We start from the raw sequence: 12,722 nt of genomic DNA on the forward strand, positions 1-12,722 counted from the left end.
GGCGGCTCAGGTGGTCTGGGCGCTACGGCGCTGGACGAGCACGGCGGCGACGATGATCGCGCCCTTGGCGATCTGCTGGACGTCGCTCTGCAGGTTGTTCAGGGCGAAGATGTTGGTGATGGTGGTGAAGATCAGGACACCGAGCACCGAGCCGGTGATGGTGCCCCGGCCCCCGCTGAGCAGCGTGCCGCCGATGATCGCGGCCGCGATGGCGTCGAGTTCGTACAGGTTGCCGTTGGTGTTCTGGCCCGATCCGGACAGGATGATGAGCAGGAACGCGGCGATGCCGCAGCACAGACCGGAGAGCAGATAGAGGTACAGCCGCTGTCGCCGTACGTCGATGCCGGCGAGCCGGGCCGCCTCCGCGTTGCCGCCGACGGCGACCGTGCGCCGGCCGAAGGTGGTGCGGTTCAGGATCAGCCAGCCGATGACGGTGACCACGGCGAACACCAGTACCAGCGGCGGGATCCCGAGCACGTACGAGTCCCGCTCGCCGAGCTTCAGGATCCCGTCGATGCTGACGATCTGCGTCTTGCCGTCCGTGATCTGGAGGGCCAGTCCGCGGGCGGAGGCGAGCATGGCGAGCGTCGCGATGAACGGGACCATCGCGCCGTACGCGATGAGCAGGCCGTTCACCAGGCCGCAGCCGACACCGACGAGGACCGCGGTGAACAGGACGCCCGCGAAGCCGTACTCCTGGGTCGCGACGGTCGTCGCCCAGACCGAGCTGAGCGCGACGATCGCGCCGACCGAGAGGTCGATGCCGCCGGAGGTGATCACGAAGGTCATGCCGACGGTGACGACACCGATCACCGAGGCCTGGGTGAGGACGAGTTGGAGGTTGCGGGTGTCGAGGAACTCGTCCGGTTTGGTGATGCCGCCGATGACGATGAGTGCGGCGAGCACTCCGAGGAGCGAGAGGGTGCGGACGTCGGCACGGGCCGCGAGCGTCCGCCACGACGTGTGTTCCCTGGCCGGCGGCACCTTGTGGGTGTCGTCCCTGGGCGGAGATACGGGCTGTGTCATGACGCCGGGCTCCCTTCGGTGGCCACCGGGCTTCCTTCCATGACGAGGTCGAGTACGCGGTGCTCGTCGAGGGCGCGGGCCGGGGCGGTGTGGACGACCTGGCCTTCGCGCAGGACGAGGACCCGATCGGCGAGGCCGAGGACCTCGGGCACTTCGCTGGAGACCAGCAGGACGGCGAGGCCCTCGTCGGCGAGCCGGCGGATGACCGCGTACAGCTCGGCGCGGGCGCCGACGTCGACCCCGCGGGTCGGTTCGTCGAGCAGCAGGACACGGCAGCCGCGCAGCAGCCAGCGCGCGAGGACGGCCTTCTGCTGGTTGCCGCCGGAGAGGGTCCGCACGGGTGCGGAGGGGTTGTCGGGGCGCAGGGACAGCTCGCGGGTCGCCGCCCGCGCCGCGCCCCGCTCGGCACGCCGGTCGATCCAACCCCCGCGCGAGAAGCGGGACATGGAGGAGACCGACACATTGCGGGTGACGGACTCCAGCATCAGCAGGGCCTGCGCCTTGCGTTCCTCGGGGGCGAGTCCGAGCCCGGCACGGACGGCGGCGCGTACGCTGCCGGGCCGCAACGGAAGACCGTCCACGAGGACTTGACCGGCGGTCGCCTTCCGCGCCCCGTAGATCGTCTCCAGGATCTCGGAGCGTCCGGAGCCGACGAGCCCCGCGAGACCGACGATTTCACCAGGACGCAGTTCGAGGTCGAGCGGCGCGAACTCCCCTGCCCTGGACAGCCCTTGGACCTTCAGCACCGGTTCCGCCGACGGCTCATGTGTGGGCCGGTCGGGGAAGACGTATTCGACGTTGCGTCCCGTCATCAGCGCCACGACGTCCCGGGTCGGCGTGGACTTCGCGGGCAGCCCGCCCGCCACCGCACGCCCGTCCTTCAGCACGGTCACGCGGTCGCCGATGCGACGGATCTCCTCCAGGCGGTGGGAGATGTAGACGACGGCGACGCCGTCGGCGGTCACATCGCCCACGATGCGGAAGAGGTTGTCGACCTCGTCGGGGTCGAGGGCCGCGGACGGTTCGTCCATGACGATGAGGCGGACGTCGTGGGAGAGCGCGCGGGCCATCGAGACGATCTGCTGCTGGGCCGCCGAGAGTTCCCCGACGAGCCGCGCCGGGTCGATCTCCGGGTGCCCGAGCCGCTTGAGCAGTGCCTCAGTGGACTCCCGCGCCGCCTTTCCCCGTACGACGAATCCGGCGGCCGTGGGTTCGTGTCCGAGATGGACGTTCTCGGCCACCGACAGGCCTTCCACCAGGTCGAGTTCCTGGTAGATGGTGGCGATTCCCAGGCGCATGGCGGCGATCGGCGACTTGAGCGTGACGTTCTCGCCGCGCCAGCCGATCGTGCCGTCGTCCGGCTGGTGGGCACCGGCCAGGACCTTGATGAGCGTGGACTTTCCGGCCCCGTTCTGGCCGAGCAGGCAGTGCACCTCGCCGGCCTGGACGTCGAGGTCGACGCCGTCGAGGGCCCGGACTCCGGGGAACGACTTGGTGATGCCGGACATGGTGAGCAGCGGCGGTTCTGATGCCATGGCGGTTCCCCTTGGCAGGCGTGCGGGCCGGTTGCAGGGCAGGGCGAAGCTGGGCGCTGTACGGATGCGGCGATTCGGGGTGCAGGCGCTGTACGGGTGGGGCGATTCGCGGTGCAGGACGCTGGTACGGGTGGGGCGATTCGCGGTGCAGGGCGCGCTGTACGGGTGGAGCGGCTCGACGTCCTGAGGACGCCGTACGGGCCTCGGGTCTTACGGGGCCTCGGGTCTGACGGGCCCCGAGGGCTTACAACACTTCGGGCCACACGGGCCCGAAGGTCTTACGCGGGTGAGAACAGGTGGTCGCTGATGAGCCGGGACGCGCCGATGACACCGGCGGTGGGGCCCAACTCCCCCAGCACGATGGGCAGATTGCCCGTCGCCAGCGGCAGCGACTGGCGGTAGACCTGGGTGCGGATCGCGGCGAGCAGGGTGTGGCCGAGGCCGGTCACTCCGCCGCCGATCACCACAAGACCCGGGTTGAAGAAGCTGACCAGGCCCGCGATGACCTGGCCGGTGCGGTTGCCGCCCTCGCGGATCAGATCGAGTGCGGTGGCGTCACCCGCGGCGGCCGCGGCGGCGACGTCGACGGCGCTCAGGCTGCCCGCCGCCTCCAGGCGTGCGCCGAGCTCCCCCGAAAGCCCCTGCTGGGCGGCCTCCGTGGCATCGCGCGCCAGTGCCGCCCCGCTGAAGTGGGCTTCCAGGCAGCCCCGGTTGCCGCAGGCGCACGGCCTGCCGTCGGGGACGGCCTGGATGTGCCCGATGTCGCCCGCGCTGCCCGTCGTACCGCGGTAGACCTCACCGCCGACGACGATGCCGCAGCCGATACCGGTACCGATCTTGACGCAGAGGAAGTCGCCCACGGAACGCGCGACGCCCGCGTGCTGCTCCCCCATGGCCATCAGGTTCACGTCGTTGTCGACCATGACCGGGCAGCCGAGGTCCTGGCTGAGCGCCTCGCGGACCGGGAAGCCGTCCCAGCCGGGCATGATCGGCGGTGCGACGGGGATGCCCTCGGGAAAGCGGACCGGTCCCGGGACGCCGATGCCGGCGCCGTCGAACCCCTCCGCGAGCCCGGAGGCCCTCAACTTGGCGGCCATGGCCAGGACTTGCTCGAAGACCGCGACCGGTCCCTCGCGTACGTCCATGGGCTGGTTGATGTGCCCCAGGACTTCCAGTTCGGCGTTGGTCACGGCCACGTCGATCGAGGTCGCGCCGATGTCGACACCGAGGAAGCGCAGGGCCGGGGCGAGCCGGATGTTGTGGGAACGCCGGCCACCGCGGGATGCGGCGAGTCCGTCGGCCACCACGAGGCCGGTCTCCAGCAGCCGTTCCACCTCGACGGCCAGCTTCGACCGCGAGAGGTCGACCTGATCGCCCAGCTGGGCACGGGAGTTGGGGCCGCCGTCCCGCAGCAGGCGCAGCAGTCGCGCCTGGTGCGCGTTCGCGGGTCGAGCCGTCATGCGTCTCACGTGCCCCTCCCCGCCTCAATCGGCCTGATCCGTCGGGCTTTCGAGGGGAACGTATCAGCGGGTGCCGGGACTGGGAAGAAGTTGAGCAGTAACTACTGCCAACTTTCTCCACTCACAGGACAAAGCCCAGCGTACGGCTGTCCCGTCCGCCTGCCCGGTACGACTGTTCAGCACGGCTGCCCCGTCCGACTTCCGCGGCTGTCCCGGCTGTCCCGGCCGTCCCGCACGGCCGTCCCGCACGGCCGTCCCGCACGGCTGGACGGTGATGTCCTCAGCTGCGGTTCGCGGTGGCCGCGTACACGAAAAGGCCCGCCAGTCGCCCCCGTTGGGGACGGCTGCCGGGCCGGAACTCGACGCGGGGCCGGGTCGGTTGCAGAGCTCGGGCCCTGCGGGGCGCCAGGCGCTCGGCGGGACGCCGGGCTACTTCTCGCGCTCGTGGTACGTCTGGCGCGTGTGCTCCGTGTGGGCGCGGGAGACCGTCGTGGCCTGCTGCTCGTCCCGGTTCGCGATCGCCGCGATCAGCTCGCGGTGCTCGATCCAGGACTGGTGACCGCGCTGCCGGGCGACCGGCGTGTAGTACCAGCGGACGCGCCGGTCCACTTGTGCCGCCAGCTCGGCGAGGACCGTGTTGCCGGCGAGCTCCATGACCTTCGCGTGGAAGCGGGCGTTCATCGCGACCGCGCCGTCCACGTCGTCGGCGGCGACCGCGCGCTCGCCCTCCGCGCACAGCTCCTCGAGGGCCGCGATGCCCGCGCTGCCCGCCTTCGCCGCGGCGAGCCGGGCGGCCTCGGCCTCCAGGAGCGTACGCACCGTCAGGAGCTGGTCCGCCTCCTCCTCCGTGGGCTCGTGGACGAACGCGCCCTGGGCGGGACGCAGGTCGACCCAGCCCTCGGTGTTGAGCCGCTGGAGGGCCTCGCGCACGGGCTGCCGGGACACTCCGAGATGCCCGGCGAGTTCGCTCTCGACCAGGTGCTGGCCAGGCTGGAGGGAACCGGTGATGATCAGTTCGAGCAGCGCCTCGTAGACACGGTCGCGCAGCGGGCCGGGCCGTTCGAGCTTCGGCACCGCCCCCTGCGGCAGTCCGGTCGACAACATCGCGGTCCCCCTCCTAGGCAGCGGCGGCACCGGTGAGCACAGCGGCGGCAGCATGGCATCCGGACAGCCAGTATGGATTGCCTTTCGTCTACAGTCTACGGCGCACAAAGGGCCGGAACGGACAGGAGTTGGGGTTGTCACACCCGGGTGCTCACACCCGGCCTCACCCCCGGGCGTGCCCGCGGAACCCACGCCCCCGGAAACCGGCTCCGGCACGGCCGAACTCCAGCCTCGCACCGGGCCCCGCGTCGACCCTTCGTCGGCCCTTCGCCGACCCCGCGTCGATCCTAGGGGCAGCGCACCACCTGTCCCGCGTAGGACAGGTTCCCACCGAAGCCGAACAGCAGCACCGCGTCGCCCGTCGAGATCTCACCGCGCTCCACGAGTTTGGAGAAGGCGAGCGGGATGCTGGCCGCCGAGGTGTTGCCGGAGTCGGTGACGTCGCGCGCGACCACCGCGTTCACGGCACCGATCTTCTCGGCGAGCGGCTCGATGATGCGCAGGTTCGCCTGGTGCAGCACCACCCCGGCGAGGTCCTCGGGAGCGAGTCCCGCGCGCTCGCAGGCCTTGCGGGCGATGGGCGGGAGCTGGGTCGTGGCCCAGCGGTAGACGCTCTGGCCCTCCTGCGCGAACCGGGCGGGCGTGCCCTCGATGCGTACCGCGTGCCCCATCTCGGGCACCGAGCCCCACAGCACGGGCCCGATCCCGGGCTCCTCGCCCGGCGCGCACGCCTCGACCACGGCGGCCCCCGCGCCGTCGCCGACGAGCACACAGGTCGTACGGTCGCTCCAGTCCGTCACGTCGGACATCTTGTCGGCGCCGATGACCAGCGCCCGGGTCGCCGCACCGGCCCGGATCGTGTGGTCGGCGGTGGCCAGGGCGTGCGTGAACCCCGCGCAGACCACGTTGACGTCCATCGCGGCGGGCGAGGGGACACCGAGTCGGGCCGCGACCCGGGCGGCCATGTTCGGGGAGCGGTCGATGGCCGTGGAGGTGGCGACCAGGACCAGATCGATGTCGCCGGGGGCCAGGCCCGCCGCCGCGAGCGCCTTGGCCGCGGCGTGCGCGGCCAGCTCGTCGACGGGCTCGTCGGGCCCGGCGATGTGGCGCGTACGGATGCCCACCCGGCTCCTGATCCACTCGTCGCTGGTGTCGACCAGGCCCGCCAGCTCCTCATTGGTGAGCACCTTGGCGGGCTGGTAGTGGCCGACGGCGGCGATGCGTGAGCCGTTCATGGGTGTCCCATCGTTGCCTTGGGTAGCGGGATTCACCAGTCTGAACAGTGACTCACGGGTACGGCGGCAGGCGTTGCCACAGGAAAGCGGCCGCGGCCTTGTCGGCTTCCGTCAGGCCCTCGGACGCCCGAACACTTCCCGTACACCTGCCCGCGGCCCGGCGGGGGGAGACCTGCGTCACCCCGTGAACAGCTGCTTGGCCTTCAGGACGAGTTCGTACAGGCCGTAGCAGAGGGGCGCCCCCACCCACAGCCAGGAGAACGCGATCAGTCCGCGGCGGCTAGGCGGACTCGGGCTCGGAGTGCTCTCGCTCGACATCGGTGGCCTCCCTCTGGGCGGGAATGTGGTGACGGGCGTGGACGGGGCGTACGAGCTCGTTGGCGACGAAGCCGACGACAAGCAGGCCGATCATGATCAGGAACGAGGTGCCGTAGAGCGAGGAGCCGTGTTTGCCGGCCTCCTCCTGCCGGTCGGCGATCCAGTTCACGATCAGCGGGCCGAGGACGCCCGCCGTGGACCAGGCGGTGAGCAGCCGGCCGTGGATCGCCCCCACCTGGAAGGTGCCGAAGAGGTCCTTCAGATAGGCGGGGATCGTCGCGAAGCCGCCGCCGTAGAAGGAGAGGATCACCAGCGCGCACAGGATGAACAGCGGCTTGGACGAGTCCCCGAACCAGGCGATGAGCGCGTACATCACCGCGCCCACACCGAGATACACGCGGTAGATGTTCTTGCGCCCGATCAGGTCGGACGTCGAGGACCAGCCGATACGGCCCGCCATGTTGGCCGCCGAGAGCAGTGCGACGAAGCCGGCGGCCGCGGACGCCGACACCGGCGCGGACGTGTCCGCGAAGAAGTCCGTGATCATCGGGGCGGCCTTCTCGAGGATGCCGATGCCCGCTGTCACGTTCATGCAGAGCACGACCCACAGACACCAGAACTGCGGGGTGCGTACGGCGTTCCGGGCGGACACCTGCACTCCGTCGAGGGAGCTCGGACCGGCGACGGCGGCCGGCTTCTCGCCGCGCGGCACCCGCACCAGCAGGACTCCGACCGACATGAACACGGCGTACGTCAGTCCGTGCACCAGGAAGGCGAGCGCGATCCCGGAGGAGTCGGCGCCGAAGGACTCCAGCATCTGGGCCGACCAGGGCGAGGCGATGAGCGCGCCGCCGCCGAAGCCCATGATCGCGATGCCGGTGGCCATGCCGGGCCGGTCCGGGAACCACTTGATCAGGGTCGAGACGGGCGAGATGTAGCCGATGCCGAGGCCGATGCCGCCGACGAAGCCGTAGCCGAACACGATCAGCCAGTACTGCTCGGTGGCGGCGCCGAGTGCGGCGATCAGGAAGCCGGACGAGAAAAAGATGAGGGCGACGGTCATCGCCCAGCGCGGTCCGTTGCGCTCGACGAGGGTGCCGCCGAACGCGGCGGACAGGCCCAGCATGACGATGCCGAGCTGGAAGGGCAGCGCGCTCTGGGTGCCGCTCAGACCGAGCGCGGACTCCAGCGGCGGCTTGAAAACACTCCAGGCGTAGGCCTGGCCGATGGCGAGGTGGACCGAGAGCGCGGCTGGGGGAACGAGCCAGCGGCTCCAGCCGGGAGGTGCGACAGGGGGACTCATGATCCGGAACGATAGGAAGCGGTTGCCCCGTTGGGAAGGCACGCGACACGAACGGTCGACCGTATGCGATGAGCGGTCCGGCTGACACGGCGAACGGTCGGCGACGTGGGACGAGCGGTACGGCTTCGGCCGTGCAAAGGCATCCCCCGGGTCCTGCCCGAACCCTTGCTGCCCGGAATTCCATCCTGTAGACAATATGTCGTCGACAGTTTCAGCCAGTTCCTCGGTACCCTCGACCGAACGGAGCTCTCCCAGTGAAAGTCGCAGTTCTCGGCGCCGGTGCGATCGGCGCCTATGTCGGCGCCGCGCTGCACCGCGCAGGCGCCGATGTGCATCTCGTCGCCCGTGGACCGCATCTGGCGGCCATGAGGCAGCACGGGGTCCGAGTCCTCAGCGCGCGCGGTGACTTCACGGCGCGCGCCCATGCCACCGACGACCCGGCCGACATCGGCCCGGTCGACTTCGTCTTCCTCGGCCTCAAGGCCAACTCGTACGCGGCGTGCGGGCCGCTGATCGAGCCACTGCTGCACGACACCACGGCGGTCGTCGCGGCCCAGAACGGCATCCCCTGGTGGTACTTCCACCGGCACGGCGGGCCGCACGACGGCCACCGTGTGGAGAGCGTGGACCCCGGCGGCGCGGTCAGTGCGGTGCTCGCGCCCGAACGGGCCATCGGCTGTGTCGTCTACGCGGCGACCGAGCTGGAAGGGCCGGGAGTCGTCCGCCATCTCGAAGGCACCCGGTTCTCCATCGGCGAGCCCGACCGCTCGCTCTCGCCGCGGTGCAGCGCGTTCAGCGAGGCCATGCAGGCGGGCGGCCTCAAATGTCCCGTGGAGCCGGACCTGCGCAACGACATCTGGCTCAAGCTCCTCGGCAACATCTCCTTCAACCCCATCAGCGCGCTGGCCCGGGCGACGATGCGCCAGATGTGCCTGCACGGCGGCACCCGCAAGGTCATCGAGATCATGATGGCCGAGACGCTCGCGGTCGCGGAGGCCCTCGGCTGCGAGGTCGGCGTCTCCATCGAACGGCGGCTGGCCGGCGCCGAGCGCGTCGGCGACCACCGCACGTCCACGCTCCAGGACCTGGAGCGCGGCAAACCGCTCGAACTCGACGTGCTGCTCGCGGCGGTCGTGGAACTGGCGGAGATCACCGGGGTCCCGGTGCCCACGCTCCGTACCGTGCACGCGATCTCGGACCTGCTCGCCCTGCGGACCGCCGCATGACTCGCGCTGCGGACCGCCGCGTGACTCGCGCTGCGGACCGCCGCATGAGCGGACCGGAGCGCCGTCGTTCGCGCCGGCGTCCGCGATGCGGGCGGCGGGTGCGCGGGACGAGCCGGCGCGGACCGGGGCGGCCACCCTGTGCGCGCCGTGCGGAGTGGGCTGCACGCCCACTCCGCACGTGCAGGACAATGAGATCGTGAAGGTCACTTCACCGCACGACCATCCGGTGACCCGCGGCGATCTCCGCAGCAAGGGCCGCTTCGGCTACCAGCACGTACAGAACCGGGGCTGATCAGGACATGGGACGAGTCACAGAACGCCGCAAGGTGATCCGCATCCGGGACGGGGCCGTGAGCACCCGACCGGACACGCTGGTCGCCGAGGAACCCCTGGAGATCCGCCTCAACGGCAAACCCCTCGCGATCACGATGCGCACGCCGGGCGACGACTTCGCCCTGGCGGCGGGCTTCCTGGTCAGCGAGGGGGTGCTGGGCACGGCCGAGGAGCTCCAGAACATCGTCTACTGCGCCGGCGCGACGGTGGACGGCTCGAACACGTACAACATCGTGGACGTGCGGACGGCGCCCGGACTCGTCCTCCCCGACATCACCCTGGAGCGCAACGTCTACACGACGTCCTCCTGCGGTCTGTGCGGCAAGGCGAGCCTCGACGCGGTCCGTACGACGGCCCGCTGGGCGATCGACGACACGGCGGGCGACACCGCTGACCCGGTCCGGCTCGCGCCCGAGCTGCTCGCCGCTCTCCCCGACCGGCTGCGGGCGGCGCAGCAGGTCTTCGACCGGACCGGGGGCCTGCACGCGGCGGCGCTGTTCACCGAGGACGGTGAGCTCGTCGACATACGCGAGGACGTGGGCCGGCACAACGCGGTCGACAAGCTGGTCGGCCGCGCGCTGCAGGACGGCGCACTCCCGCTCTCCCGCACGGTCCTGCTGGTCTCGGGCCGGGCCTCCTTCGAGCTGGCGCAGAAGGCGGTGATGGCCGGCATCCCGGTTCTCGCGGCCGTCTCCGCCCCGTCCTCGCTCGCCGTGGACCTGGCCGCCGAGACGGGCCTGACCCTGGTCGGCTTCCTGCGGGGGGCCTCCATGAACGTGTACGCGGGTGATCACCGGATCGCTCTGCGGGCCGAGGCCACTCAGGGCTGAGGCCACGCAGGCCCGACCCGGCTCCCCGCGTCACGGCGGCGGGGCCCCGACCGGCGGGGAGCGCCCCCTGCGCCGTACGGGCCCCGCCTCAGCCCTGCCCGGCTCCCGGGCCGTCCCGAACCTCGACGGCGATCTCCGTCCTCGACGGCGGCCCGCTGCCGGTCTGCCGTCATCCGGCGGTGAAGTGCACCTCCGGCGAGGTCACGACCGTGCCCAGGCGCGGGAAGTTCAGAGCGACGGCGGCCTCGTGCTCGGGGGCGGTGAGGGCGGCCATGGCGTCCTCGACGAAGACGAGGTCGTAGCCGAGGTCACCGGCGGCGCGGGCGGTGGACTCGACGCCGAGGTTGGTGGCGATACCGCCGAACACCAGCGTACGGACACCGCGTTCGCGCAGGCGCTCGTCGAGACCGGTGCCCTGGAACCCGCCGATGGTCCGCTTCACGATCTCGATGTCACCGTCCGCCGCGAGCCCGGCGACCAGCCCGCTGCCGGGCGGCTGCTCGGGGACACCGGACCGTTCGACCCGGATGAGGACGACGGGTGCGTCGACCGCCCGGAAGCTCCGGGCCAACTCCTCGGCCACGGAGAGGAGTTCGGGACCCTTGCGGGGTTCCAGGGGCAGTCCGACGATGCGGTCCATCAGATCCACGAGCACCAGGGCGGTGCGCGCGGGATCGAGGGCCAGACGGGGTTCGGCTTCGGGTGCGGTCATGACGGAACGTTAGCCCGCGTCAGCCGTCCGTACCGGAAATCCGGATCAACAGCTCCATGAACTGCTCGCGTTCGGCTGCCGTGAGCGGGGCCATCAGCGCGTCGTTCGCCGCCCGGGCCGCCCGCTCGCAGCGCTTCAGCAGCAGGCCGCCCTCCTCGGTGATCGACACCGCGTTCTTGCGGCGGTCCCCCGGATCCGGCGCGCGGACGACCCACCCCCCGGACTGCAGGTCGTTCAGGACGCCGACCAGGTCCTTGGGGTCGAGTCCGATGCTCCGGCCGAGCGCGGCCTGGGCGACCGGGCCGAGGCCGGAGACGGCGGAGAGCACCACGTGATGCCACATCTTCAGGCCCTCGGCCGCCAGCGCCTCGGCGACCAGGGCGCGGCCGCGGGCGGCGGCCCGGCCGAGGAGCCAGCTGGGGAGGCCGCGGATCTCGGGCAGGGGGGCGGACATGGGAGGAGCTTAACGAAAATACCGTTGGACTTCCCCATGAGTTCCCCATACCGTTGGGGCTCCCAACGAATTCAGCCCCGAAATCTGGAGGTGCGATGCGTCGCGTTTGGTACGAGCGCCCCGGTGGCCCCCTGTTCCTCGAAGAGGTCGCCGCACCCGCCCCCGGCCCGGGTGAGATCCTCGTGCGCACCGAGGCGGTCGGGGTGACGCTGCCCGTCGTGCGCAAGGTGACCGAGGCGGCCGGGCCGATCCCCCTCGGCGGTGAGATCGCCGGAGAGGTCGCCGCGGTCGGCGCGGGCGTCACCCGGTGCGCGGTGGGCGACCGGGTCACCGGCCTCTGCTTCGGGCACGGATACGCCGAGTACGCCCTCCTCGGTGAGGCCATGGCCTCACCGGTCCCGGACGGCGCGAGCTACGTGGACGCGGTGGCCCTCGTCCGCAGCGGACTGGTCGCGCTCGGCGCCCTGGAGGCGGCGCGGCCCGAACCCGGCGAGGCGGCGCTGGTGACGGCGGCGGCCAGCGGGGTCGGGCACCTCGCGGTCCAGCTCGCCCGGCTGCGCGGGGCGTCGCGCGTGGTGGGCGCCGTCTCCGCGCCCGACAAGACGGAGTTCGTGCGCGGCCTCGGCGCCGACGAGGTGGTCGTGTACGGCACCGGTGGCGACGAGACGGGCATGTACGGGACCGGCGCCGACGAGGTGGTCGTGTACGGCGCCGGTGGCGACGAGTCGGGCGCGTACGGCGCCGTCAACTGGGGCGAGCCCGTCGACTACGTCCTCGACGCGGTCGGCGGCGACCTGCTCACCCCGGCCGTCGCCGCACTCGCTCCGGGCGGCCGTCTCGTCGCGTACAGCTCGGGCGGCGGGACCGTCCAGGCGTACGACCTGCTGGTGGGCGCCAAATCGGTGATCGGCTTCCAGATGGCCCGGATCGCCCGCGGCCGGCCCGAGGCGTACGAGCGGTGGCGCCAGGAGCTGTGGCGGCTGTTCACGGACGGGGCACTGCGGCCCGCCGTGCACGGGGAGTTCGCCCTGGCGGACGCGGCCAAGGCGCACGAGGCGATCGAATCACGGAGCAACCTCGGCAAGGTGGTGCTGCGCCCCTGACACTCCGTCACTATCCGCCGGAGGCCGCTACATCTGGCGTGAACACGACCGGTGCACGCTTCTTGTGGGCCCCCTGACCGCCC

At 71.5% G+C, this 12,722-nt stretch carries 12 protein-coding genes and 1 pseudogene; 4 read left to right on the forward strand and 9 right to left on the reverse strand.

Going from position 1 to position 12,722, the window contains the following annotated elements:
• Positions 1-6 precede the first annotated feature (6 nt).
• The 7 genes from ACFVYF_RS18095 to ACFVYF_RS18125 form a co-directional block, all read right to left on the reverse strand.
• Positions 7-1,026: an ABC transporter permease gene (locus ACFVYF_RS18095; protein ID WP_389456379.1), complete on the reverse strand. Its 1,020-nt coding sequence runs from the start codon at positions 1,024-1,026 to the stop codon at positions 7-9.
• Complete coding sequence (locus ACFVYF_RS18100; protein ID WP_389456381.1) at positions 1,023-2,561, reverse strand: sugar ABC transporter ATP-binding protein; 1,539 nt, start codon at positions 2,559-2,561, stop codon at positions 1,023-1,025. The genes ACFVYF_RS18095 and ACFVYF_RS18100 overlap by 4 nt, the downstream gene beginning before the upstream one ends.
• 278 nt (positions 2,562-2,839) lie before the next feature.
• Complete coding sequence (locus ACFVYF_RS18105; protein WP_389456383.1) at positions 2,840-4,021, reverse strand: ROK family protein; 1,182 nt, start codon at positions 4,019-4,021, stop codon at positions 2,840-2,842.
• 429 nt (positions 4,022-4,450) lie between these two features.
• Positions 4,451-5,125, reverse strand: coding sequence for a GntR family transcriptional regulator (locus tag ACFVYF_RS18110; RefSeq protein ID WP_389456384.1), 675 nt, complete (start codon positions 5,123-5,125; stop codon positions 4,451-4,453).
• A gap of 287 nt (positions 5,126-5,412) precedes the next feature.
• On the reverse strand, positions 5,413-6,360 hold the full coding sequence (locus ACFVYF_RS18115) for a beta-ketoacyl-ACP synthase III (RefSeq protein WP_389456386.1): 948 nt from the start codon (positions 6,358-6,360) through the stop codon (positions 5,413-5,415).
• Positions 6,361-6,537: 177 nt separating this feature from the next.
• Entirely contained in the window at positions 6,538-6,678 is a 141-nt protein-coding gene (locus ACFVYF_RS18120) for a hypothetical protein (protein WP_389456388.1), read from the reverse strand.
• On the reverse strand, positions 6,641-7,981 hold the full coding sequence (locus tag ACFVYF_RS18125; RefSeq protein WP_389456390.1) for an OFA family MFS transporter: 1,341 nt from the start codon (positions 7,979-7,981) through the stop codon (positions 6,641-6,643). The genes ACFVYF_RS18120 and ACFVYF_RS18125 overlap by 38 nt, the downstream gene beginning before the upstream one ends.
• 254 nt (positions 7,982-8,235) lie before the next feature.
• Here ACFVYF_RS18125 and ACFVYF_RS18130 point away from each other — a divergent pair, with 254 nt between their 5' ends.
• The 3 genes and pseudogenes from ACFVYF_RS18130 (at position 8,236) to fdhD (ending at position 10,370) form a co-directional block, all read left to right on the forward strand.
• Complete coding sequence (locus ACFVYF_RS18130; protein WP_389456391.1) at positions 8,236-9,207, forward strand: 2-dehydropantoate 2-reductase; 972 nt, start codon at positions 8,236-8,238, stop codon at positions 9,205-9,207.
• Between the two features lie 52 nt (positions 9,208-9,259).
• Positions 9,260-9,499: pseudogene (locus ACFVYF_RS18135) on the forward strand (Fe-S-binding domain-containing protein); the annotation flags it as partial.
• A 7-nt stretch (positions 9,500-9,506) separates the two neighbouring features.
• Positions 9,507-10,370, forward strand: coding sequence for a formate dehydrogenase accessory sulfurtransferase FdhD (fdhD, locus tag ACFVYF_RS18140; protein ID WP_389456393.1), 864 nt, complete (start codon positions 9,507-9,509; stop codon positions 10,368-10,370).
• Between the two features lie 169 nt (positions 10,371-10,539).
• On the opposite strand, the gene ACFVYF_RS18145 is transcribed toward fdhD, so the two are convergent.
• Together ACFVYF_RS18145 and ACFVYF_RS18150 are read right to left on the reverse strand one after the other, a co-directional pair.
• On the reverse strand, positions 10,540-11,082 hold the full coding sequence (locus ACFVYF_RS18145) for an isochorismatase family protein (protein ID WP_389456395.1): 543 nt from the start codon (positions 11,080-11,082) through the stop codon (positions 10,540-10,542).
• Between the two features lie 19 nt (positions 11,083-11,101).
• Positions 11,102-11,536, reverse strand: a complete 435-nt coding sequence (locus tag ACFVYF_RS18150) for a MarR family winged helix-turn-helix transcriptional regulator (protein ID WP_389456397.1) — start codon at positions 11,534-11,536, stop codon at positions 11,102-11,104.
• Positions 11,537-11,631: 95 nt separating this feature from the next.
• On the opposite strand from ACFVYF_RS18150, the gene ACFVYF_RS18155 reads away from it, so the two are divergent.
• Positions 11,632-12,639, forward strand: coding sequence for a zinc-binding alcohol dehydrogenase family protein (locus ACFVYF_RS18155; RefSeq protein ID WP_389456399.1), 1,008 nt, complete (start codon positions 11,632-11,634; stop codon positions 12,637-12,639).
• Positions 12,640-12,722 lie beyond the last annotated feature (83 nt).

Source organism: Streptomyces sp. NPDC058274 (genome assembly GCF_042881375.1).
Lineage (GTDB): Bacteria > Actinomycetota > Actinomycetes > Streptomycetales > Streptomycetaceae > Streptomyces.

Excerpts from the sequence above, each read along its gene's own strand:
- ACFVYF_RS18095 (WP_389456379.1), bottom strand. The coding sequence starts at position 1,026 with ATGACACAGCCCGTATCTCCGCCCAGGGACGACACCCACAAGGTGCCG.
- ACFVYF_RS18100 (WP_389456381.1), bottom strand. The coding sequence starts at position 2,561 with ATGGCATCAGAACCGCCGCTGCTCACCATGTCCGGCATCACCAAGTCG.
- ACFVYF_RS18105 (WP_389456383.1), bottom strand. The coding sequence starts at position 4,021 with ATGACGGCTCGACCCGCGAACGCGCACCAGGCGCGACTGCTGCGCCTG.
- ACFVYF_RS18110 (WP_389456384.1), bottom strand. The coding sequence starts at position 5,125 with ATGTTGTCGACCGGACTGCCGCAGGGGGCGGTGCCGAAGCTCGAACGG.
- ACFVYF_RS18115 (WP_389456386.1), bottom strand. The coding sequence starts at position 6,360 with ATGAACGGCTCACGCATCGCCGCCGTCGGCCACTACCAGCCCGCCAAG.
- ACFVYF_RS18120 (WP_389456388.1), bottom strand. The coding sequence starts at position 6,678 with ATGTCGAGCGAGAGCACTCCGAGCCCGAGTCCGCCTAGCCGCCGCGGA.
- ACFVYF_RS18125 (WP_389456390.1), bottom strand. The coding sequence starts at position 7,981 with ATGAGTCCCCCTGTCGCACCTCCCGGCTGGAGCCGCTGGCTCGTTCCC.
- fdhD (WP_389456393.1), top strand. The coding sequence starts at position 9,507 with ATGGGACGAGTCACAGAACGCCGCAAGGTGATCCGCATCCGGGACGGG.
- ACFVYF_RS18145 (WP_389456395.1), bottom strand. The coding sequence starts at position 11,082 with ATGACCGCACCCGAAGCCGAACCCCGTCTGGCCCTCGATCCCGCGCGC.
- ACFVYF_RS18150 (WP_389456397.1), bottom strand. The coding sequence starts at position 11,536 with ATGTCCGCCCCCCTGCCCGAGATCCGCGGCCTCCCCAGCTGGCTCCTC.
- ACFVYF_RS18155 (WP_389456399.1), top strand. The coding sequence starts at position 11,632 with ATGCGTCGCGTTTGGTACGAGCGCCCCGGTGGCCCCCTGTTCCTCGAA.